The organism is Mesorhizobium sp. URHB0026 (assembly GCF_054059755.1).
In genome coordinates this window covers 2,001,676-2,024,317 of record NZ_JBSSCN010000001.1, presented here as the reverse complement: position 1 = coordinate 2,024,317, position 22,642 = coordinate 2,001,676, and the positions used below count along the sequence as shown (strand labels likewise).

At 63.6% G+C, this 22,642-nt stretch carries 21 protein-coding genes and 1 pseudogene; 17 read left to right on the top strand and 5 right to left on the bottom strand.

All coding sequences use genetic code 11. From position 1 onward, the window contains the following. Positions 1-30 precede the first annotated feature (30 nt). Genes xdhB through uraH form a run of 3 tightly spaced genes read right to left on the bottom strand, consistent with a single transcriptional unit; the run spans position 31 to position 4,253 of the window. Positions 31-2,394, bottom strand: coding sequence for a xanthine dehydrogenase molybdopterin binding subunit (xdhB, locus tag ACVWWD_RS10260; protein WP_457103052.1), 2,364 nt, complete (start codon positions 2,392-2,394; stop codon positions 31-33). Then, a complete protein-coding gene (xdhA, locus tag ACVWWD_RS10255; RefSeq protein ID WP_352550050.1) occupies positions 2,394-3,875 on the bottom strand; it encodes a xanthine dehydrogenase small subunit in 1,482 nt (493 codons plus the stop codon). Before xdhA ends, xdhB begins: the two co-directional genes overlap by 1 nt. Before the next feature lie 3 nt (positions 3,876-3,878). Beyond that, entirely contained in the window at positions 3,879-4,253 is a 375-nt protein-coding gene (uraH, locus tag ACVWWD_RS10250; RefSeq protein WP_023772379.1) for a hydroxyisourate hydrolase, read from the bottom strand. 202 nt (positions 4,254-4,455) lie between these two features. Between uraH and puuE the strand changes: the two genes are divergently transcribed. From puuE to ACVWWD_RS10170, 16 genes and pseudogenes are all read left to right on the top strand, one after another. After that, entirely contained in the window at positions 4,456-5,874 is a 1,419-nt protein-coding gene (gene puuE / locus ACVWWD_RS10245; RefSeq protein ID WP_352550051.1) for an allantoinase PuuE, read from the top strand. 9 nt (positions 5,875-5,883) lie between these two features. Continuing rightward, entirely contained in the window at positions 5,884-6,747 is an 864-nt protein-coding gene (locus ACVWWD_RS10240; RefSeq protein WP_023772377.1) for a bifunctional allantoicase/(S)-ureidoglycine aminohydrolase, read from the top strand. Then, positions 6,744-7,247 (top strand): ureidoglycolate lyase, encoded by a 504-nt coding sequence (locus tag ACVWWD_RS10235; protein ID WP_352550052.1) that lies wholly within the window; start codon positions 6,744-6,746, stop codon positions 7,245-7,247. The genes ACVWWD_RS10240 and ACVWWD_RS10235 overlap by 4 nt, the downstream gene beginning before the upstream one ends. Continuing rightward, positions 7,247-7,840, top strand: a complete 594-nt coding sequence (locus tag ACVWWD_RS10230) for a nucleoside deaminase (RefSeq protein WP_023772375.1) — start codon at positions 7,247-7,249, stop codon at positions 7,838-7,840. Before ACVWWD_RS10235 ends, ACVWWD_RS10230 begins: the two co-directional genes overlap by 1 nt. Before the next feature lie 39 nt (positions 7,841-7,879). Beyond that, complete coding sequence (locus ACVWWD_RS10225; protein ID WP_352550053.1) at positions 7,880-8,188, top strand: type II toxin-antitoxin system MqsR family toxin; 309 nt, start codon at positions 7,880-7,882, stop codon at positions 8,186-8,188. A gap of 63 nt (positions 8,189-8,251) precedes the next feature. Further along, on the top strand, positions 8,252-8,497 hold the full coding sequence (locus tag ACVWWD_RS10220; protein WP_352550054.1) for a type II TA system antitoxin MqsA family protein: 246 nt from the start codon (positions 8,252-8,254) through the stop codon (positions 8,495-8,497). Positions 8,498-8,576: 79 nt separating this feature from the next. Continuing rightward, entirely contained in the window at positions 8,577-10,562 is a 1,986-nt protein-coding gene (locus ACVWWD_RS10215) for a CocE/NonD family hydrolase (RefSeq protein ID WP_352550055.1), read from the top strand. A 154-nt stretch (positions 10,563-10,716) separates the two neighbouring features. Continuing rightward, positions 10,717-12,303 (top strand): ABC transporter substrate-binding protein, encoded by a 1,587-nt coding sequence (locus tag ACVWWD_RS10210; protein WP_352550056.1) that lies wholly within the window; start codon positions 10,717-10,719, stop codon positions 12,301-12,303. A 16-nt stretch (positions 12,304-12,319) separates the two neighbouring features. Then, complete coding sequence (locus ACVWWD_RS10205) at positions 12,320-13,279, top strand: ABC transporter permease (RefSeq protein WP_023772372.1); 960 nt, start codon at positions 12,320-12,322, stop codon at positions 13,277-13,279. Positions 13,280-13,289: 10 nt separating this feature from the next. Beyond that, the gene (locus tag ACVWWD_RS10200; protein WP_352550057.1) at positions 13,290-14,114 is read left to right on the top strand and encodes an ABC transporter permease; all 825 of its coding nucleotides are present in this window, start codon (positions 13,290-13,292) and stop codon (positions 14,112-14,114) included. Further along, entirely contained in the window at positions 14,114-15,769 is a 1,656-nt protein-coding gene (locus tag ACVWWD_RS10195; RefSeq protein ID WP_023772370.1) for an ABC transporter ATP-binding protein, read from the top strand. Before ACVWWD_RS10200 ends, ACVWWD_RS10195 begins: the two co-directional genes overlap by 1 nt. Before the next feature lie 5 nt (positions 15,770-15,774). Next, positions 15,775-16,028: pseudogene (locus ACVWWD_RS10190) on the top strand (ABC transporter substrate-binding protein); the annotation flags it as partial. An 81-nt stretch (positions 16,029-16,109) separates the two neighbouring features. After that, complete coding sequence (locus tag ACVWWD_RS10185) at positions 16,110-16,949, top strand: alkaline phosphatase family protein (protein WP_084056131.1); 840 nt, start codon at positions 16,110-16,112, stop codon at positions 16,947-16,949. A gap of 181 nt (positions 16,950-17,130) precedes the next feature. Beyond that, positions 17,131-17,697: a sigma-70 family RNA polymerase sigma factor gene (locus ACVWWD_RS10180; RefSeq protein WP_352550058.1), complete on the top strand. Its 567-nt coding sequence runs from the start codon at positions 17,131-17,133 to the stop codon at positions 17,695-17,697. Beyond that, positions 17,694-18,362, top strand: a complete 669-nt coding sequence (locus ACVWWD_RS10175) for a hypothetical protein (protein ID WP_023793022.1) — start codon at positions 17,694-17,696, stop codon at positions 18,360-18,362. Before ACVWWD_RS10180 ends, ACVWWD_RS10175 begins: the two co-directional genes overlap by 4 nt. After that, positions 18,352-19,791 carry a S8 family serine peptidase gene (locus ACVWWD_RS10170; protein WP_352550059.1) on the top strand — a complete coding sequence of 480 codons (1,440 nt, stop codon included), beginning with the start codon at positions 18,352-18,354 and terminating at the stop codon, positions 19,789-19,791. The genes ACVWWD_RS10175 and ACVWWD_RS10170 overlap by 11 nt, the downstream gene beginning before the upstream one ends. Here ACVWWD_RS10170 and ACVWWD_RS10165 read toward each other — a convergent pair. Further along, a complete protein-coding gene (locus ACVWWD_RS10165; RefSeq protein WP_023781742.1) occupies positions 19,763-20,296 on the bottom strand; it encodes a hypothetical protein in 534 nt (177 codons plus the stop codon). The two genes, ACVWWD_RS10170 and ACVWWD_RS10165, sit on opposite strands and share 29 nt — an antisense overlap. 99 nt (positions 20,297-20,395) lie before the next feature. Between ACVWWD_RS10165 and ACVWWD_RS10160 the strand changes: the two genes are divergently transcribed. Further along, positions 20,396-21,316: a LysR family transcriptional regulator gene (locus ACVWWD_RS10160; RefSeq protein WP_457103051.1), complete on the top strand. Its 921-nt coding sequence runs from the start codon at positions 20,396-20,398 to the stop codon at positions 21,314-21,316. A 45-nt stretch (positions 21,317-21,361) separates the two neighbouring features. Here ACVWWD_RS10160 and ACVWWD_RS10155 read toward each other — a convergent pair whose 3' ends face one another. Next, on the bottom strand, positions 21,362-22,384 hold the full coding sequence (locus tag ACVWWD_RS10155) for a substrate-binding domain-containing protein (RefSeq protein ID WP_023793031.1): 1,023 nt from the start codon (positions 22,382-22,384) through the stop codon (positions 21,362-21,364). Positions 22,385-22,642: the final 258 nt, after the last annotated feature.

Sequence of the window (22,642 nt, the reverse complement as noted above, 5' to 3'; positions counted from 1 at the left end):
TTTCGGCTGGGATTGCACGTTTGCCGACCTTCAGGTGACAGCCTTGGCCTCTTTCTTGAGCCGCTCGATCGCCATCAGCACGCGTTCGGGTGTGGCCGGCGCGTCGAGACGCGGGCAGATCTTGTGGTCGGCGACGCTGGCAACGGCATCCGACAACGCGTGCAGCACCGCCATGCCATGCGGCAGCGGCGGCTCGCCGACCGCCTTGGAGCGATGGATGGTCGGCTCATAGGCCTGCGACCAGTCGGTCAGCGCGACGTTGAAGACCTTCGGCCGATCCGAGGCCAGCGGGATCTTGTAAGTCGAGGGCGCATGGGTGCGCAGCCGGCCCTTGTCGTCCCACCACAGTTCCTCGGTGGTCAGCCAGCCCATGCCCTGGATGAAGCCGCCCTCGACCTGGCCGAGGTCGATGGCCCGGTTCAGCGAACGGCCACAGTCGTGCAGGATATCGGCGCGCTCGACGACATACTCGCCGGTCAACGTGTCGACCGACACTTCGGCACAGGCCGCGCCATAGGCGTAGTAGTAGAAGGCGTGGCCTTGGCCCTTGCCGCGGTCCCAGTGAATCTTCGGCGTCTTGTAGAAGCCGGCGGCCGAGAGCTGCACACGCGCGATATAGGCCTGCTTGACCAAATCGTTGAAGCTGACTTCCTGGTTGCCGACGCGCACCCGGTTGGGCAGGAACACCACTTGGTCGACAGGAATCTGGTATCTCTCGGCGGCGAAGTCGGTCAGCCGCTGGCGGATCTGGCGCGCCGCGTTCTGCGCCGCCATGCCGTTGAGGTCGGCGCCCGAGGACGCCGCCGTCGGCGCGGTGTTGGGCACCTTGGCGGTGGTGGTGGCGGTGATCTTCACGCGGTCGAGGTCGATCTGGAACTCCTCGGCCACGACCTGTGCCACCTTGAGGTGCAGGCCCTGCCCCATTTCGGTGCCGCCATGGTTCATGTGCACCGAACCGTCGGCATAGACATGGACCAGCGCCCCGGCCTGGTTGGACTCGGTCTTGGTGAAGGAGATGCCAAACTTGACGGGCGTCAGCGCCAGGCCGCGCTTGACGAAGCGGCTGTTGGCGTTGAACGCGGAAATCTCGCGACGGCGGCGCGCATAGCTGGCGCTCTCTTCCAGTTCCGCCACGATGCGCTGGATGATGCAGTCCTCGACCTTCTGGTGATAGGGCGTGACGCAGCGGCCGCCGATCGCCTCCATGGGGTCGTAGAAATTCAGCTTGCGGATCTCGAGCGAATCCTTGCCGACGGCGAAGGCGACCTCGTCGATGACCCGCTCGGCGCCGATCATGCCTTGCGGGCCACCGAAGCCGCGGAAGGCGGTGTTGGAGACGGTGTTGGTGTAGAGCGGCGCCGACTTGGCCAACACCGCGGGATAGAAATACGCGTTGTCGCAGTGGAACAGCGCGCGGTCGCCGACCGGGCCGGACAGGTCGGCCGAAAAGCCGCAGCGCAAGGCATAGGTGAAGTCGACGCCGAGGATGTTGCCCTCGTCGTCGAAGCCGACTTCATAGTCGATGGCGAAATCGTGCCGCTTGCCGGTGGCGGTCATGTCCTCGTCGCGGTCGAGCCGGACCTTGACCGCCCGCTTCAGCTTCTTGGCGGCGATGGCGGCGATCGCGGCGCACTGGTTGGCCTGCGTTTCCTTGCCGCCGAAGCCGCCGCCCATGCGGCGCACCTCCACCGTCACCGCGTTGCTCGGCACGCCGAGCGTGTGGGCGACCAGATGCTGCGTCTCGCTCGGCCCTTGCGTCGAACAGTAGACGGTCACCTCGTCGTCCTCGCCGGGGATGGCGAGGGACACTTGGCCTTCGAGGTAGAAATGGTCCTGGCCGCCAAGCCACATGCGGTTCTTGATGCGGCGGGGGGCGGCCTCGATTGCGGCGGCCGCATCGCCACGCTTCAGGATCAGCGGCGTGGTGACCTGCTTGTCCTTGGCCGGATCGAGGTCCCAAATGTCGATGACGGCGGGAAGCTCGTCATACTCGATCCCAGCCAGGCGCACGGCGCGCCGCGCCGCCTCGCGCGTCTCGGCAACGACCGCGAAGATCGGCTGGCCGAAGAACTGCACCTTGCCTTCCGCCAGCACCGGATCGTCATGCATGTTGCTGGGCGAAATATCGTTCTCGCCCGGCACGTCGGCATAGGTCAGCACGTCGACGACGCCAGGGGCCGCGCGCACCGTCGAGAGATCGACGCTCTTCAGGACGCCATGCGCCACCTTGGACAGGCCAAGACCGACATGCAGCGTGCCGGCCGGCTCCGGCATGTCGTCGATATAGATGGCGCCGCCGCTGACATGCTTGTGGGCGGAATCGTGCCGCTGGTCGGTGGCGACGCCGCCGACGATCTTCTCGGCCTTGAGGTTTGATGGTGCGTGCTTGTTCATCAGGCCGCCTCGCTGCGTGAGACCTGGAACGGCGCCTTGGTGCCGGTGGTTTCCACGTAAAAGCGCAACAGAAGGTTCTTCGCCGCCAATGCTCGGTATTCGGCGGTTGCGCGCATATCGGTCAGTGGGGTGAAATCGCTGGCATAGCAGGCCATAGCCGCTTCTACCGTCACTTCGTTCCAGGCCTTGCCGAGCAGCGCCTTCTCGACAGAGGACGCCCGCTTCGGCGTTGCCGCCATGCCGCCATAGGCGATGCGGATATCGGCTACCGTGCCGTCGTTGGCCAAGGCCAGATAAAAGGCGCCAAGGGTCGCGGTGATGTCCTCGTCGCGGCGTTTGGTGACCTTGTAGACGGCGAACTTTGTCCCCTTTGCCGGCACCGGCACATGCACGGCCTCGACGAACTCGCCTGGCTGACGGTCCTGCTTGCCATAGGCGATGAAGAAATCCTGCAACGGGATCATGCGCCGTGTCTTGCCCCTGCGCAATGTCAGCCGTGCACCGAGCGCGATGAACGGTGGCGGCGTGTCGCCGATCGGCGAGCCATTGGCGACGTTGCCGCCGATCGTGCCCATGTTGCGGACCTGTTCGCCGCCTATGCGGTCGAACAACGGCCCCAACGCCGGGATGCGTTTCGACAGCGTCGAAAAGGCTTCGGTGTAGGTGACGCCGGCGCCAATCGATATGACCTCATTGTCTTCCGTGATGGTGCAAAGCCCGGGCAGATTGCCGATGAAGATCGCCGGCGAGATGTCGCGCATCTGCTTGGTCACCCACAGGCCAACGTCGGTCGAACCGGCGACGACGGTGGCGGTCGGTTGTTTTTCGAAGACAGTCGCGAAATCGTCGGCGTCGGCCGGCACAACCAGCCGCGTCCCGCCGGCGCCGATCTCGACCCTGGCGCCGTCGCGCAATGCCTGCAGCCGTGTGGTGATGTCACGGCGCTCCGTCGCCAAGGGGTCCTTCGCCACCTTGCCGTAGCTCGATATGGCGTGCGCGGCGCGCATGATCGCCTCATAGCCGGTGCAACGGCAAAGATTGCCTTGCAAGGCTTTTTCGATGGCCGCGTCCGAAGGGTCCGGTGACTTCATCCACAAGCCGTAGAGCGACATGACGAAACCCGGCGTGCAGAAGCCGCATTGCGAGCCATGGAAATCGACCATAGCCTGCTGGACAGGATGCAACTGGGCTGCTTCGCCGCGCAGGTGCTCGACCGTCACGACATGGGTGCCGTCGAGCGAGCCGAGAAAGCGAATGCAGGCATTGACGCTTTCATAGACCAGTCCGGTGGCCGAAAGTCTACCGATGAGCACCGTGCAGGCGCCGCAATCGCCCTCGGCGCAGCCTTCCTTGGTGCCGCGCAGCGAACGGTCGAGCCGCAGCCAGTCGAGCAGGGTCGCGTCAGGCGCCACGGATGACAGCGCGACATCCCTGCCATTCAGAATGAAGCGGATTTCGTTACGGATATTGACCTTGGCCATGCCTCAGCTCCCCCTGTAGGTGGAATAGCCGTAAGGCGAGATCAGCAATGGTACATGATAGTGCAGCGCCTGCGCCATGCCGAAGCGGATCGGCACGCTATCGAGGAAGGCCGGCTCAGGCAGCTTCGTTCCTTGGCCGCGCAGATAGTCGCCGGCCGCGAACACCAGTTCGTATTCGCCGGTGCGGAAGTCGGCACCGGCCAGCAGCGGCGCATCGCAGCGGCCGTCGGCATTGGTGACGACCGTCTTCAAAAGCGTGCGGGCCAAACCCTCGAGACGGTAGAGCGCGATGGACAATCCCGCCGCCGGCCTGCCGGTCGCGGTATCCAGGACATGGGTCGTCAGACGCCCGCCATCGGTTTTCGATGTCTCTGCCATCGGCCGCCTCCCATTTTCCAATACGCACAAATTGGCCGGCACAATCGAACACTACTGATGAATTGTGCGCCAATTAAAGGCGATGCATAAGTCCCGGTCGAGCGGAGTGCGACAAAAACACTTTCAAAAATTTTGAGGGGAATGCGAGAAGCACCCTTTCGATATCCTGATCATACTTCCGGTGATGCCGGGCGGAGGGACGATGCGTTACACCAGGGACATGCGGGGTTACGGAGCCAATCCGCCGGATCCGAAATGGCCTGGCGGCGCGCATGTCGCCGTGCAGTTCGTCGTCAACTACGAAGAGGGCGGCGAGAACTGCGTGCTCCACGGCGACAAGGCTTCTGAAGCCTTCCTGTCCGAGATCGTCGGCGCGGCGCCCTGGGTGGGCCAGCGCCACTGGAACATGGAATCGATCTACGAGTATGGGGCGCGGGCCGGCTTCTGGCGGCTGCTGGGCCTGTTCAGCGACGAGCAAGTGCCCGTCACCTGCTATGGCGTCGCCACGGCGCTCGCGCGCTCACCCGACCAGGTCACGGCGATGCAGGAAGCCGGCTGGGAAATCGCCTCGCACGGGTTGAGATGGATCGACTACCGCGACCACGATGCCGAGGACGAGCGCCGCGACCTTGAAGCGGCGATCAAGCTGCACTACGAGGTGACCGGCCAGCGCCCGACGGGCTGGTATACGGGCCGAACGTCGATCAACACGGTGCGGCTGGTGGCAGAGGAAGGTGGCTTCGACTACGTCTCGGACACCTATGACGACGAACTGCCCTACTGGTTCGAGCATGAGGACGGCACGCAGCTCATCATCCCCTACACGCTCGACGCCAACGACATGCGCTTTGCCACACCGCAAGGCTTCAACTCGGGCGACCAGTTCTTTGCTTATTTGAAGGACAGTTTCGATACGCTCTATGCCGAGGGCAAGGCCGGCCGGCCGCGCATGATGAACATCGGCCTGCATTGCCGGCTGGTCGGGCGGCCGGGCCGGGTGGCGGCGCTTAAACGCTTCGTCGATTATGTCAAATCACACGACAAGGTCTGGCTGGCACGGCGCATCGACATCGCCAAGCACTGGCAGGAAAACCACCCCTATCAGCCGGCCGCCCTGCGCCCCTCGAAGATGGAATTCGAGACGTTCGTTCACGCCTTCGGCGGCGTTTTCGAACATTCGCCCTGGATCGCCGAGCGGGCCTACGAGCTGGAGCTCGGCCCAGCGCACGACACGGCGGGCGGCCTCCACAATGCGCTTTGCCGCATCTTCCGTTCCGCCAGCGAGACCGAACGGCTCGGCGTGCTCAACGCCCATCCCGACCTCGCCGGCAAGCTGGCCAAGGCCAAGCGACTGACGGCGGAATCGACCAGGGAACAGGCTTCCGCCGGTCTCGACGCGCTGACCGACAAGGAACGCGAACTGTTTTCCAAGCTCAATGCCGCCTACGTCACCACCTTCGGCTTTCCCTTCATCATCGCGGTGAAAGGCAAGACAAAAGAGGAAATCCTCGCCGAATTCGAAGCCCGCATCGGCAACAGCCGCGGCGTCGAATTCGAAACCGCATGCAAACAGGTCGAGCGCATCGCACTGCTGCGCCTCAAGGACATGCTTCCACAATAGGTTTGAAAAATGGATACGATCAGGATGCCCGAGCGCACCTATTATGCCCCAAAGGGCGGCCATTCCGGCCAGAGCGAACTTCTGACCGGCCGCGCCGTCTTCACCGAGGCCTATGCGGTCATCCCCAAGGGCGTGATGCAGGATATCGTCACCAGCGCCCTGCCGTTCTGGGACGAGACGCGTGTCTGGATCCTGTCGCGGCCGCTGTCCGGCTTCGCCGAGACGTTTTCGCAATACATCGTAGAGGTCGCGCCCGGCGGCGGTAGCGAGCGGCCGGAGCCCGATGCCGGCGCCGAAGGCGCCCTGTTCGTGGTCGAGGGCGAACTCACGGTTCTGCTCGACGGCATGAAACATGTGTTGCGCCCCGGCGGTTTTGCCTTCCTGCCGCCGGCCAGCGGCTGGACAGTCCGCAACCAAGGCAAGGCGGCTGTCCGCTTCCACTGGATACGCAAGGCTTATGAGGTCGTCGATGGCCTCGAGATTCCCAAGGCCTTCTTCACCAACGAACAGGAGATCGCGCCGACGCCGATGCCCGGCACAGAGGGCCGCTGGGCAACGACGCGGTTCGTCGATCCCGCCGATCTGCGCCACGACATGCACATGACCATCGTCACGCTTGAGCCTGGCGCAGTCATTCCTTTCGCCGAAACGCATGTCATGGAGCATGGGCTCTATGTGCTCGAAGGCAAGGCTGTCTATCGGCTCAACCAGGACTGGGTCGAGGTCGAGGCCGGCGACTATATGTGGCTGCGCGCCTTCTGCCCGCAGGCCTGCTATGCCGGCGGCCCCGGCAAATTTCGCTATCTGCTCTACAAGGACGTCAACCGGCACGCCAAGCTCGGCGGGGCCGGCATCGCGAAGCGGACGTCATGAGCCGCATTGTCGCGCGGACGTTGACCCGTGAGGCCTTCGCCGAATTCGGCGATGCCATCGACATGGGCGGAGACAACCACTATCCGATCAATGGCGGCAAGGCCGAGCGCTACCATGACCTCGCCACCGCGCAAGCCACGGGGCCGAATGCGCGCGTGCTGATCTCGATGGTGCGCGGCACGCCCTATGACATGCCGCTGAAGCTGACCATGGTGGAGCGCCACCCCTTGGGCAGCCAGGCTTTCATACCGCTGTCGCCGCGTCCGTTCCTGGTCGTCGTCTGCCCTGACGGCAGGGACGGACCTGGCGAGCCGCATGCCTTCGTCACCGCACCGGGGCAAGGCATCAACTATTTCCGCAATCTCTGGCACGGCGTGCTGACGCCGCTCGGAGAGCCTCAAGACTTTTTGATCGTCGACCGTGGCGGCGACGGCTCCAACCTCGAGGAATTCCACTTCTCGCACGCCTACGAAATCCATCTCCCGAACGAGAACTCGTGATGACCGACATTTCGCTGATCGATCGCCTGCTCGAGGTCATCGAGCACGACATCGTGCCGAAGACGGCAGAAGGCGTCGCCCACGGCAACAAGCTGTTCGGCGCGGCGATCCTGCGCAAGGATACCCATTCGCTGGTACTGGCCGAGACCAACAACGAGATGGAAAACCCGCTTTGGCATGGCGAGGTGCACTGCCTGAAGCGCTTTTACGAGATGCCCAGGGCCGAGCGCATCGACACCAAGGACGCCATCTTTCTCGCCACACACGAGCCATGCTCGCTCTGCCTGTCGGCGATCACCTGGGCCGGCTTCGACAATTTCTACTATTTGTTCAGCCACGAGGATTCGCGTGACAGTTTTGCCATCCCGCATGATCTCAAAATTCTGAAAGAGGTCTTCACCCTCGATCCCGGCGGCTACAATGCCGAGAATGCCTATTGGAAAAGTTTTTCGATCCGCGGGTTGGTGAGGGCGCTGCCCGGGGCCGAACGCCAGCGGCTGGAGGAGCGGATCGGGAAAATCTCGGCGCGCTACGATGAGCTGTCGGGTGACTACCAGGCGGGCAAGGCTGAGAACGACATTCCGCTGAACTGAGCTTCCGTCTCGACAATCGCCGCTTGGGTTACCCCCTTTATGGGGGCAAAACGCAGACCCACATACGATCTTGATGCAATCAAGACGACGTTTGGGTCTGTCGACACGCTGGCGATCACAACGTCCGCACTGCGGGATGCTGTTGGGCTGGGCTTCGATCGCGCCGGTGTGATCGAGGTGATCGAGGTGATCGACAGCCTGACGCGGAAGATGTTTGTGAAGTTGATGACGACTTTCGCGGATCATCGAGTGTGGCAGGATGTCTATCACGTGCCAGCGCGTGATGGTCTCCCCCGAAACCGGAGAAACGTTGATGCGCGGAGTCCGTCCATTCACCGTGACCTATAAGGGCGAAGCATGATCGTCGACCTATCCGCCATCGGATGGCGAGGGTGTCCATATCGGCGACGAATGCCGCCGTTCATGCCGCGCTGCGCGCGCTCAAGGAGAAGATCGACGGCGGGGCCGGCCCCGTCAACCATCCGCCGCATACGCACGAAGCTCAAGCTGTCGCAGCGCGAGGCCGGATCCTTGTTCAAGGTCGGCGAGAACGCCTTCGACAAGTATGAAAGAGGCTTGATCGAACCGAGTGGCCCGACCATTCAATTGATGACATTGCTGGAGAAACATCCCGAACTGCTCGACGAATTGCGGTAGCGGCACAGGTCGCATATTTCACTGCTCCAGTCGCGAATGGCGATTGAAAGTTCTTGTGGCGCGGAGCGTTATGCCTGCCATGAAAATCATCACCGAATTTCCCCGCAAGGTCGTCGAATTTCCCGATATGGGCATCGTCATGCCCGATGGCTGCCGGCTGTCGGCTCGGGTGTGGATGCCGGAGGATGCGGGCGACGATCCGGTGCCTGCCATCCTCGAGCACCTGCCCTACCGCAAGCGCGACGGCACGATCTTTCGCGATCAGCTTACCCATCCCTATTTCGCCGGCCACGGCTATGCCTCGATCCGCGTCGATATGCGCGGCAATGGCGATTCCGAAGGGCTGATGGACGACGAATATTCCGAGCAGGAACTGCAGGACGCCTGTGATGTCATCGCCTGGGCGGCGGCCCAGCCCTGGTGCAACGGCAATGTCGGCATGATGGGTATTTCCTGGGGCGGCTTCAACTGCCTGCAGGTGGCGGCCAAACAGCCGCCGGCGCTCAAGGCGGTGATCAGCCTATGCTCGACCGTCGACCGCTATGCCGACGACATCCACTACAAGGGCGGCTGCCTTTTGAACGAGAATTTCGGCTGGGCCTCGACCATGCTGTCCTATTCGTCGCGGCCGCCGGATCCGCTGATTGCCGGCGACAACAGATGGCGCGACCTCTGGATGACCCGGCTGGAGAACCAGTCGTTCCTCTTGCCGCTGTGGCTCAGCCATCAGCATCGCGACGGCTATTGGAAACGCGGTTCGATTTGCGAGGATTTCTCGGCCGTCAAGGCGGCTGTGTTGTCGATCGGCGGCTGGCACGACGGCTACCGCAACACGATCTCGCACCTCGTCACCAACATCGAGGCACCGGTCAAGGGCATCGTCGGGCCATGGATCCACAAATACCCACACTATGCCGGCCCCAAACCAGCCATCGGCTTCCTGCAGGAAGCGCTGCGCTGGTGGGATCGCTGGCTGAAGGGGTCCGAGACCGGCGTCGAGGCCGATCCCGACTATCGCGCCTATGTCATGGACAGCGTGCGTCCCGCGCGCTGGCATCCGGAGCGGCCCGGCCGCTGGATAGCCGAGCAGGAGTGGCCATCCTCCAACATAACGATTGAAGCGCTCGAGCTCATGGCCCCGCGTGCAGGATCTTCAACCGTCGCTTCGCCGCAAACCTGTGGGCTTGCCGGCGGCGAATACTTTCCTTTCACCTTCGGACCGGAACTGCCGGGCGATCAGCGCCCTGACGATGGGCTATCAGCCTGTTTCGACCAGCCTGAGCTCACCAAGCCGATCGAGATCGTCGGCGCGCCGGAGCTTGAGGTCCAGCTTGCCTCGGATCGGCCCCAGGCCAACATCGCTGTCCGGCTTTGCGACGTCCATCCCGATGGCGCCTCGGAACTGATCTCCTATGGCGTGCTCAATCTGACGCACCGCAACTCGCATGAATTCCCCGAGGAGCTGGTCCCTGGGGAGACGATTTCGGTACGTGTCGTGCTCGATCAATGCGCCTACCGCGTGCCGGCCGGCCATCGTCTGCGCGTCGCCGTTTCGACCGCCTACTGGCCCGCTATCTGGCCCTCGCCCGAGCCGGTACGACTGACCGTGTCGGCAGCCACGCTATCGGTGCCATTGCGCCTGCTGGCAACAGGCGACGAAGCCGTTTTCGCCGAGCCGGAAGGTGCTACGCCGTGGGCGACCGAGACGGTTCGGCCCGCCAATTCCGAACGCCATGTCGACCACGACGAAAAGACCGGGATTGTCACGCTGTCGATTACGGACGACTTCGGCGAAGTGCGCGATCTCGACCACGGACTGGTCAACGGCAGCATCGCCCGCGAAACCTGGACCATCCAACCTGACGATCCCCTGTCAGCCTCGGGAAAAACACACTGGACGCAGACCCTGTCGCGAAATGGATGGTCGGTCCGCACCGAGACATGGGCGCAGATGCGGTCGGACACGCAAAACTTCATCGTCAGCGCCCGAATCGAAGCCTATGAGGGCGAAAAACTCGTCTTCGAGCGCGATTTCGACGAAAAGGTCCCGCGTGCGCTTGTTTGAGCGTTGAAATCATTGATCCAAATGCGACGTGCGATTTACGCCACGGCATGTCGCATTCGGTCTTGCTTACCGCTTTCCCTTGCGGTCATTATTGCCTTTAACAAGAAGCAAGAAAATCGACCGTAGAGTCGAACCAACAGAGTGAGGAACTCAAATGTCAAACGAACTGGAATTCCTTAGCCGGCGGGTTGCGTCCGGCAAACTGAGCCGACGTGATTTTCTCGGCCGGGCGGCAGCGCTCGGCATCACCGCACCCTTCGCCAACGCGCTGCTTTCGAGCGCGGCGCGGGCGGCGGGTCCGGTCAAGGGCGGTACGCTGAAGGCCGGCCTGGTCGGCGGTGAATCCACCAACAGCCTCGACCCGGCGCTGATGATGACGCAGGTGCCGTTCGCCTTCGGCAAGTGCTGGGGCGAAATGATCGTCGAGCTGTCGCCGGAAGGCAAGCTCGAGAATCGCATCGCTGAAGACATCGGCTCGTCCAAGGACGCCAAGACCTGGACGCTGAAGATTCGCGACGGCGTCGAATTCCACAACGGCAAGACGGTGACGGCGGGGGACGTGGCCGCCACGCTGGAGCGCCATTCGGACGAGAAGTCGAAATCCGGTGCGCTCGGCTACATGAAGGGCATCGACACCATCAAGGCCAGCAGCAAGGAAGTGGTGCTGACGCTGAAGGAGGCCAATGCCGACCTTCCCTATCTGCTCAGCGACTATCACCTGATCGTCCAGCCCAATGGCGGCAAGGACAAGCCCGATGCCGGCATCTCGGCAGGGCCGTACGTGGTCAAGACCAATGAGCCTGGCGTGCGCCATGGCGCAGAGCGCTTCGCCAATTACTGGCAGGGCGACAAGATGGGCCATGCCGACCAGATCGAGGTCATCGTCATCAATGACGCGACCGCCCGCACGGCAGCGTTGCAGGGCGGCCAGGTCAACATGATCAACCGCGTCGAGCCGAAGATCGTCGACCTGATCAAGCGCGTGCCGGGCGTGACCATCCGCAACCACGCCGGTCCCGGCCACTACGTGTTCATCATGCATTGCAACACGGCGCCGTTCGACAACAATGACCTCAGGATGGCGCTGAAGCTGGCGATCGACCGCGAGGAGATGCTGACCAAGGTGCTGCGCGGCTACGGCTCGCTCGGCAACGACTTCCCGATAAACGCGTCCTATCCGCTGTTCAGCGAGATCGAGCAGCGCAAGTACGATCCCGACAAGGCCAAGTTTCACTACAAGAAATCAGGCCATGACGGCACCGTGCTGCTCAGGACCTCGGACGTGGCCTTCCCCGGCGCCGTCGATGCGTCCCAGCTGTTCCAGCAGAGCGCGGCCAAGGCCGGCATCAAGATCGAGCTCAAGCGAGAGCCCGGCGACGGCTACTGGAACGAGGTCTGGAACAAGCAGCCCTTCTGCGCCTCCTATTGGGGCGGCCGCTCGACGCAGGACCAGATGTACTCGACCGCTTACCTGTCTACGGCAGACTGGAACGACACGCGTTTCAAGCGCCCGGACTTCGACAAGATGGTGCTGGCGGCGCGCGCCGAACTCGACGAGGCAAAGCGCAAGCAGATGTACCATGACATGGCTGTCATGGTCCGCGACGACGGCGGCCTGATCCTGCCGATGTTCAACCAGTTCATCGACGCCACCGGCGCCAAGGTCGATGGCTGGGTGGATGATCCGCACCAGGAACTGATGAACGGCTACGCCCTGGCGAAGTGCTGGCTGCAGGCCTGAGTCCGGCTTTGCAGAGATGTCTTCACCCATCCTGAAACTCATTGCCCAGCGCATTGCGCTGGGCATCCTCCTTCTGTTGGCCATCTCGGTCCTGATCTTCGCCGGCACGCAGATTCTGCCAGGCGATGTCGCGCAAGCCATTCTGGGACAATCCGCGACGCCGGAATCGCTCGCCAATCTGCGGGAGCAACTCGGGCTGAACGACCCGGCCTATGTCAGGTATTTCCACTGGCTCGGCGGCGTTTTGACAGGCGACCTCGGCACGGCGATGTCGAGCGGGCAGGATATCGCGACCTCGATCAAGTCGCGCTTGTGGAACACGCTGTTCCTCGCCTTCTGGGCGGCGATCGTGGCCGTACCGCTGGCCATCGTCCTGGGCCTGATCGCGGTGCGATACCGCAATGGCTGGGTCGACAAGCTGATCTCCGGGCTGGCACTGGCCTCGACCTCCTTTCCCGAATTCTTCATCGGCTATGTGCTGGTCTATTTCTTCGCCGTGAAGTGGCAGATCTTTCCCGGCATCTCGACCGTCTACGAGGGCATGCCCTTCGGTGAGCGGATGCAGGCGATCGCGCTGCCGGCGACGGCGCTGACACTGGTGGTGCTCGCCCACATGATGCGCATGACGCGAGCGGCGATCCTCAATGTCATGCAGTCGGCCTATGTCGAGACGGCGGAACTGAAGGGCCTGTCGGCGTTCAACGTCATCCGCAAGCACGCCTTCCCCAATGCCATCGCGCCGATCATCAACGTCGTCATGCTCAACCTCGCCTATCTCATCGTCGGCGTCGTCGTGGTCGAGGTGATTTTCGTCTATCCCGGCATGGGACAATATCTCGTTGATCACGTCACCAAGCGTGACGTGCCGGTGGTACAGGCCGTCGGCCTGATCTTCGCCGCCGTCTACATCAGTCTCAACATCATCGCGGACATAGCGGCGATCGTCGCCAATCCGCGTCTCCGCCATCCGAAATAGGGGGGCTGATATGCTCGATATCAAACGCGTCCCCATCCCTGCGCTGATCGGCATTGTCCTGACGGCACTGTTCGTGCTGGCGGCGATCTTCGCGCCTTGGATCTCACCGCATGACAACGCCGAAATTGTCGGCGATGTCTGGGAGCCGATGTCGGGGGCGCATTGGCTGGGCACCGACAATCTCGGCCGCGATTTGTTGTCCCGGATGATTTATGGCGCCCGCATCACCCTTTTTATCGCGGTGCTGGCCACCGCGCTGTCGTTCTCGCTCGGCGCCATACTTGGCTTTTCGGCGGCCGTGTTCGGCGGCTGGTTCGATACGATCCTGTCGCGCCTGGTCGATCTCCTGATGTCCATCCCGACACTGATCATGGGCCTGGTGGTGCTCTCAGTGCTGCCAACCAACCTGGTGACGCTGATCCTGGTGATGGGCATTCTCGATTCGACGCGCGTCTATCGCCTGTCGCGCGCGGTCGCCGTCGACATCAACGTCATGGACTATGTCGAGGCCGCCAAGCTGCGCGGCGAAGGCAGCGCCTGGATCATCTTCCGCGAAATCCTCCCCAACGCGCTGTCGCCGCTGATCTCCGAGCTCGGCCTGCGTTTCATCTATGCGGTGCTGTTCCTGTCGACGTTGTCCTTTCTCGGCCTCGGCGTGCAGCCGCCGGACGCCGACTGGGGCGGCATGGTGAAGGAGAACAAGGACGGCATCGTGTTCGGTATCGGCGCCGCGCTCATTCCCGCAGCCGCGATCGCAGCGCTAGCGATCTCGGTCAATCTTGTGGCCGACTGGGTCCTGAACCGCACGACAAGCCTGAAGGGAGGACGCGGATAATGGCCGACGGCAAGGCAAAGTCCACCCCTCTGCTCGACATCCGCAATTTGCGCATCGAGGCGACGGTCTATCCGCCAGGTGAGGCGCCGAAGAACATTGTGCTTGTGCACGATGTCTCCCTGACGCTGGAGAAGGGCAAGGTGCTCGGCCTGATCGGCGAATCCGGAGCCGGCAAGTCGACCATCGGCCTGTCGTCCATGGGCTATGGCCGTGGCGGCGTGCGCATCACCGGTGGCGAGGTGCTGCTCAACGGCCGCGACATCCTGAAGGGCGGCAAGGAAGGTTTCCGCAAGCTGCGTGGCCGCGAGGTCTGCTATGTCGCGCAGTCGGCGGCGGCCGCTTTCAACCCGGCGCACAGGCTGATGGACCAGGTGGTGGAAGCCACGCTGCTGCACGGGACGGCGACACGGGCGGAGGCCGAGAAACGCGCGGTCGCGCTGTTCAAGAAGCTCAGCCTGCCGAACCCGGAAGCCATCGGCGAACGCTTTCCGCACCAGGTGTCAGGCGGCCAGCTGCAGCGTGTCATGACAGCGATGGCGCTATGCTCGGAGCCTGACCTGATCGTCTTCGACGAGCCGACCACGGCGCTCGACGTGACGACGCAGATCGACGTGCTGGCGGCGATCAAGGACGCCATCCGCGACACCCATGTGGCGGCGCTCTACATCACGCATGATTTGGCCGTCGTCGCCCAGGTCTCGGACGAGATCATGGTGCTGCGTCACGGCCGGCTGGTCGAATGGGGCGGCACCCGCCAGATCATCAAGGAACCGCGCCAGGAATACACCAATGCGCTGGTTTCGGTGCACGAGATCGAACATGCCGAGCAGAACCCCGGCACCACACCATTCCTGTCGGTCAAGAACGTCACCGCCGCCTATGGCGGCGGCCAAGTCAAGGTGCTGAAGAACGTTTCGGTCGATATCTATCCCGGCCAGACACTGGCGGTGGTTGGCGAATCCGGCTCCGGAAAATCGACGCTGGCGCGCGCCATAACCGGACTTTTGCCACCCGAGCAAGGCACCGTCACGTTCGACGGACGCCCCTTGGCCAACCGGCTTGCCGACCGGCCGAAGGAGGATTTGCGCCAGCTGCAGATGATCTATCAGATGGCCGATGTGGCGATGAACCCGCGCCAGACCGTCGGCACCATCATCGGCCGGCCGCTCGAATTCTATTTCGGCATGCGCGGCAAACAGCGCGATGCCCGCGTCGCCGAACTGCTCGACAAGATCGAAATGGGCAAGGGCTTTGTCGACCGTTACCCGGCCGAGCTTTCCGGCGGCCAGAAACAGCGTGTCTGCATCGCCCGCTCGCTTGCGGCAAAACCCAAGCTGATCATTTGTGACGAGGTGACCTCGGCGCTTGACCCCTTGGTGGCGCACGGCATCCTGAAGCTTCTGCTTGAACTGCAGAAGGAGGAGAACGTCGCCTATCTGTTCATCACCCACGATCTGGCGACGGTGAAGTCGATCGCGGATTCGATCGCTGTGATGTATCGCGGCGAGGTGGTGCGCTATGGTTCGAAAAGCAAGGTGCTGACGCCCCCCTTCGATGACTATACCGACCTTCTCTTGTCATCAGTCCCGGAGATGGAGATCGGCTGGCTGGAAAAGGCGATCAAAGGGCGGCGCATGGCCAGCGCGGGGAACTAGCGAAGTTCGACACGCGCTTTAAGCGGCCGGGATTCGACAAGATGCTGTTCACCGCGCGCGGCGAGCTCGACCAGGACAAGCGTAAGGCGATCCACCACGACATGGCGGTCATGATGCGCGACGAAGGGGCCTGATCGTGCCCTTCTTCAACCAGTTCATCGACGCGGCCGCCACCAACAAGATCAGCGGCTGCGTCAAGAACCCGATCGGCGAAATGATGGATGGGTATGCGCTGGGAGAATGGTGGCTGAACGCCTGACATCTGTCTCATATTGAAAAGCGCCGCGTGTCGAACGACACGCGGCGTATCGTTTCAACAGACAATCGCATGGAGCACCCCGTGGCGATCCAATCCAAGCTTCTGCTGATCATCCTCGATGGCGTTCCCTACCGCAACTGGCGCCGGCTGATGGGCAATCTCGAGGGCTGGGTGCAATCGGGCGAGGCGCGGGTGTGGAAGATGCGCTCGGTGCTGCCGTCGACCTCTGCCTGTTGCTATGCCTCGATCCACACCGGCGTGTCGCCGCAGGTGCACGGGATCCTGTCCAACGAGAACCGGTTCCGCGTCGGACAGCCCGATATCTTCTCGGAAGTCAGCAAGGCCGGCGGCAGGACCGGCGCGGTCACCCACTCCTACTGGTCGGAATTCTTCCGCTCCTACCCGTTCGACCTCATCGAGGACATGGAATATGACGAGCCCGGCGGACCGATCACGCATGGCCGCTTCCACACCATGACCGGCTACAATCTCAAGAACCAGATGACGCCGAGCGATGTCGACCTGTTCGCGACGCTGACCATGCTCACCCGGCGCCACCGCATCGACTACGGCATCCTGCACACCTGCACGCTGGACTCGATGGGCCACCGCTTCGGTCATGACTGCCACGAGATGGACCAAGCCTGCTACGCCATGGACGGCATGCTGGCGGCCTTCCTGCCGGGCTGGATCGAAGCCGGCTACGAGGTCATGGTCACCGCCGACCATGGCCAGACCGACCGCGGCCACCATGGCGGCCATGACGACGAGATGCAGGATTTCGCGTTGTATCATTTCGGACAGGGCAAAGGGCCGGAAGCCGATACGCTGCTCGACCAGTTGCAACTGGCGCCGACGGTGTTGAGCCGGCTGGGCGTGCCGGTGCCGGCGACCATGAAGGCGAAGGCTTTTCTCACCTGATCGAGCGGCTGGCGCCTACCCTCATCCGCCTGCCGGCACCTTCTTCGCGTAAGCGGGACGAAGGGATGCTCTGGCAACCGCCCAGATCTTCGGTTAGCCTCGCAAAATTCCTTGGCGGAGGATGAACCTTTTTGGACCGATCGGCGACAGAGCAGACAGGAGCCAGGCGGCTCGACCGGCCATGACAGCGGCGACGGAGACCGATCGCGCGCTTGTCGACCGGGTCGCGAAGGGCGACCGGGCCGCCGTGCGGCTCCTGTTCATGCGTCACCACGCGCGGGTCTACCGCTTCGTGGCGCGCCAGACAGGATCGGAAATGATGGCTGACGATATCGCGAACGAGGTGTTTCTCGAACTGTGGCGCCAGGCGCCGGGTTTCGAAGGGCGGTCCGAAGTCTCGACATGGCTGCTCGGCATCGCCCGCTTCAAGGCGCTGTCATTGCTGCGCAAGAAGAAGGAAGACTGGATCGACGACGAGGCCGCCGCCGCGGTGCCCGATAGCGCCGACACGCCCGAGGTCGTCACCATGAAGGAGGATAAGGCCGCCGCCTTGCGCCGCCTGATCGACGCCCTGCCCGAGGAGCACCGCACGGTGATCGACCTCGCCTATTATCAGGGCCAATCGGTGACCGAGATCGCCCAGGTGCTCGACATTCCGGTCGCGACCGTCAAGACCCGTATGTTCTACGCCCGCAAGAAACTCGGCGAAGCCCTGAAGGCCGCCGGTTACGACAGGGGGTGGCCATGAGCGCCGCTGAAAAGATGTCGCGCCGCGACGAAATGGAAACGCTGCTGCCGTTCTACCTGAACGGCTCGCTGGAAGGTTCGGATCTGGAAGCCGTCGAAGAATGGCTGGCCAACGATCCCTCGGCACTTGCCGCGCTTGGCGAGGCGGAAGCCGAGTTCTCCGGCACGTCGGCGGCCAATGAAGCGATCCGCCCGCCGGCCGATGCGCTCAGCCGCTTCGCCAAGGCGCTGGACGCGGAGGCCGGGCCTGCACGCGGGCCGGCAGGATCGTCCTGGCTGGCGCAGGCCTGGGGCCGTTTCATGGCGGTGCCGGTCGGCGTCGCCTGGGCGGCGGCCGCGGTTCTGCTGGCGTTGATCGCGGTGCAGTCGCTGGTGCAGCCCGGCGGCAAGGGCGGCAATTTCGAGATTGCCGGCGCACAAGACGATCTGGCCAAATTGCCGTTTGCGCTGGTCAAGTTCAAGCCGGAAGCCAGGATGGCCGACATTGCCGTCTTCCTCGACGCCAACAAGCTCAAGATCATCGGCGGACCGACCGCCGACGGCGTCTTCAGGCTCGCCATTCCGGCGACGACAGCCGCCGACTACGAGAGGGCGCGCAGCCTTATTGCCGCCCAGCCTTTCGCCGAGACTGTGATCGAGGGAAGGAAACCTGTTGATGGCGGCTGAGGCGGTCATTCGATTTGCGGCTATCCTTGCGGCGGCGATGACAATCGCCGCCGTGCCTGCGTCGGCGCAGACCAACGACGGCAATCCCGAGCGGGCCATAATCGATTGCAGCAACGAGGCCAACGCAACGGCGGCCGACTGCCTCAAGGACGGCGGCGCCACCGAAAACGGGGCGGGCACGGCCCAGGCCAGCGCCGTTTTTCTGCCCGCCTTGATCGTCGACCTTTTCCCCAATCCGGCCGCCTCTCCCGCGCCGGTGCCGACACCGCGGCCGAAGCCCGCGACTTCCCCCGGGGGCAACCAGGCCGGCCCGCCAGCAAGTGGACCGATCGTCTCGCCGACCGATCTCATCGCCGTCCAGTCTCGGCGCGCCGTGACCGGGGACTTCGTGCCGGACGAGGTGCTGGTGACGGTCGATGGCGATGCCGGCGCCGTGCAGCAGATCGCCGCTTCCTTCGGCCTAGAAGTGCGCTCGCAGCGCCAGTCCCGGCTGCTTGGCGCCACTTTGGTGCGTTTCGGCATTCCCGATGGCCGCCCTGTCGGCGTGGTGCTGGCGCAGCTAGCCGGCGACGGCCGCACGCGGCGCCGCGAGCCCAACCACATCTACTCGCTGCAGCAGGCGGCCGGCATCGTCAACTATGCCTTCGACCGCATCGCGCTCGACGCCAAACAGGCCAGCGGCGAGAACGTGCGCGTCGCCGTCATCGATACCGGCATCGACGATAGCAATCCGGCGCTTGCCGGGGTCATTGCCGCGCAGTTCGATGCCATGCCGGACGTGCCAATCGAAAAGCGCGACCACGGCACTTCGATCGACGGTCTGATTGCCGGCGTCGGCCAGCTGGAAGGCATGGCGCCGGGCGCCAGGATTTACCATGCGCGCGCCTTCGAGGGCGGCAAGTCGACCATGGACGTCATCTTGTCGGCGCTCGACTGGGCGGCGGACCAGAATGTCAGCATCATCAATATGAGCTTCGTCGGGCCGAAGAACGACCTGCTCGGTGCTGCCTGCCGCAATGCACGGGCGCTTGGCATGGTGTTGGTGGCGGCGGCCGGCAATAACGGGCCGAAAGCGCCCTATGGCTATCCGGCCGCCTTTGACGGCGTCATCGCCGTGACGGCCACGGATGCCAAGGACGGACTGATGCCGCAGGCCAATCGCGGCGCCTATGTGTTCATCTCGGCGCCGGGCGTCGAGATGGTGGCGCCGAGCGGCGGCGGCTCGGACGTCGTCACCGGCACCTCGTTTGCCGCGGCAATCGTCAGCGGCGCCATCGCCAACCTCATCCATGCCACGCCCGACCGCTCGGCCGACGACATCGAGAAGGCGCTTGCGGCGACCGCGAAGGATCTCGGGCTTAAGGGGCGCGACAATGATTTCGGCTACGGCCTGCTGGACCTCAAGGCTGCGGGGACGGCGAAGGAATAGCCCGCGACGGCTCAGGCCGCGCTTTGCTGGGACGAAGCAAGAACCAGAACGCGGCGATGTGCGTAATCATCAGCAGCGGCACGTAGATGATCGGGATCGCATAGGTGGCTCCCAACTGCTCCGCGTGCTCGGGAAGTCCGGCCTGGATGGCGTGGTAATAGTCGACAACGAGGTCGGCCATTCCGACGAGATTGAAGGCGACGATGAATGCCCAGAAGAGCGGGCGAACTCTGACTGTCAGCAATGCCAGTATGGCCAGCACTCCGGTGGCGAAGTCTCCATAGGCGGCGAACATGGCGAAGCCGGCAGGCAGATTGGGGCCGACGACTCCCGGAAGCAGGAAGACGAGCCCGAAGAAGCGGAAACTGTGCAGCGTGGCAATGGCGCGTTGCGCCGCCATCCGATCCAGCGAGTCCAGCCATGGCAGGCCATAAGCACCGAAGCAAAGCAGCCATGCGACATAGCCCAGGACGAGCTGGATCTGGAACAGCATCTGCGTTGACATCGGTTTCCTCTCAACAGGTGGCCGTGCGGTCCTGCGCACTTCGATCGTTAGCTAAGACTGCTTTCATGGTTCGGCCATCCGCTGTAATCAGAACAGCCTATGAAGCAGAGCTACACAATCCGGCACGGTGCGTTAGACGGGGTCGAGGTGTTCCTGGCCGTCGCGCGGCATCGTAGCTTCCGCCGTGCCGCGGCCGAGCTGGCGGTGACGCCGTCCGCGGTGAGCCAGGCGGTCCGCGCGCTGGAAGCACGCATTGGTGCGGCCCTGTTTGCCCGCACGACCCGAAGCGTCGGCCTGACCGAGGCTGGCCAGCGGTTCCTCGACCGAGCCGGACCTGCCTTCGAAGAGATCATGGCCGCGGGCGAGGTCGCCCGCGATGTCGGCCAGCGGCCGACCGGGCTTTTGCGACTGTCCGTGCCCCGCGCGGTCGTGCCGCTGATCCTGGAACCGATGATCGCGTCGTTCTGCCGGACCTATCCCGAGATCGAACTGGAGATCGCCGCCAGCGACGAGATGGTCGATCTCGCCGCCGGCGGATTCGATGCCGGCATCCGGCTAGGCCAGTTCATCGCACCCGACATGATCGCGGTGCGGCTGACGCCGCCATTCTCCTTCGTGGTCGTCGGCAGCCCGGACTATCTCGAGCGCCACGGCCAGCCCGAACAGATCACCGATCTGCGCCACCACGCCTGCCTGCGCCTGCGCCGCGCGAACGGCGCCGTCGCGCCCTGGTCCTTCGTCGACGGCAACGGGGCTATCGAGGCGGTCGTCTCGGGCCCGCTGATCGCGCATGACTATCCAACCTTGCTAGGGGCCGCGATCCAAGGCGTCGGCCTGGCGCAGACGCCTCGGCCCGTCGCCGACGGCGCAATAGAACAGGGAAAACTCAAACCGGTGCTGGAGGACTTTGCCGGCGCGACACCGGGCGTCTTCCTTTATCATCCTGGCAAGCGCCAGGTCCTGCCGAAGCTGCGCGCCTTCATCGATCATCTTAAGCCCGCGGGCCGAGACAATGGGTAGAGGCAGCGAAGAAGTCGTTCCAGCAATTGACCCTACTGGCGGTGGTCAGGCCGGCGCGCCGGCGACCGATCCCCTGACCACCAGGTCGACCGGCCAGACCTCGCCGCGCGCGCCCTCCTCAAGTCCCGATATCCGTGCCGCGAGCCGCTCCGCGATGCGTGCGCCGGCCAACCGGATCGACGACCGCGTCGTCGACAGCGGCACGGAAAAATTCTCCGGCTTCAGCCAGGGAAAAACGTCGTCATGGGCAATCAGCGAGACGTCGCCGGGAATGCTGAGGCCAAGGTCGCGCACCGCGCGCACGACGCCGAGCGCCATGATCAGGCTGGAGCAGGCGATTGCCGTCGGCGCGCCGTCCTGTTCGAGCAGGCGCCGGGCGGCGCGATAGCCGTTCTCCTCGGTCATGACGAGTGAGCAGACATGGCGATCGTCCAATGCCAGGCCACTCGCGGCCAGCGCCCGGCGCAGGCCGCGCTCGCGGTGGATGGCAAAGGTCTCGCGGTCGTCGCCATTGATCAGCGCCAGCCGCCGGTGGCCAAGCTGGACGAGCAGCCGCGCGGCCTCGTGGAAGGCGCCTTCATTATCGATGTCGAGATAGGGATAGTCGAAATCGAAACCTTCGCTTCGGCCATGGACGATGAAAGGAATGCCGAGCGTATTGACCAGCGCCACGCGGCTGTCCTGCGGCCTTGGCGAAGAGATGTAGACGGCATCGACCTGCCGGTTGGCGACGATGCGGCGGTAGGTCGTTTCCTGGTCATCGGCATCGGTCGGTGACAGGACAAGATCGAGCTCATGTGATCGGGCATAGTCGCCAAGACCGGACAGGAATTCGACGAAATGGGGATCGATGTCGACGGCCGCACCCGTCGGCAGGACGTAGCCGATCATTCCGGACTTGCCGGTGGCCAGGCGGCGCGCACTCGGATTGGGGCGATAGCCGTGGCGCTTGGCGGCGTCCATGACACGCCCGCGGGTTTCCTCGTTGACTTCGGGATAGCCGTTCAGCGCCCGGCTTACCGTGGTCTGGGAAAGCGCCAGCATATGCGCGAGTTGCTTGAGGTTCACGAGAGGCCTCCCTGCCTCAAAGCGCTTTTAAATTGAATCGACCCAACGCCACAAGTGCATGGCGAATGCCGCCAGGACCATAAGCGTGCCGGGGCGCGGTTTGAAACGAAAATTGCTGCTGCAGTGCCGAAAAGCATGTTGCGGTGCAAATCTTGGGCCATGGCGGGCGGCGACTAAATCGATTAGTTCCTGCTCCCCCTTGACTCTCGCCCGATTCAGTGGCGAGATCAACAAAGCCAAAGCGCTTTGGAAGACTGT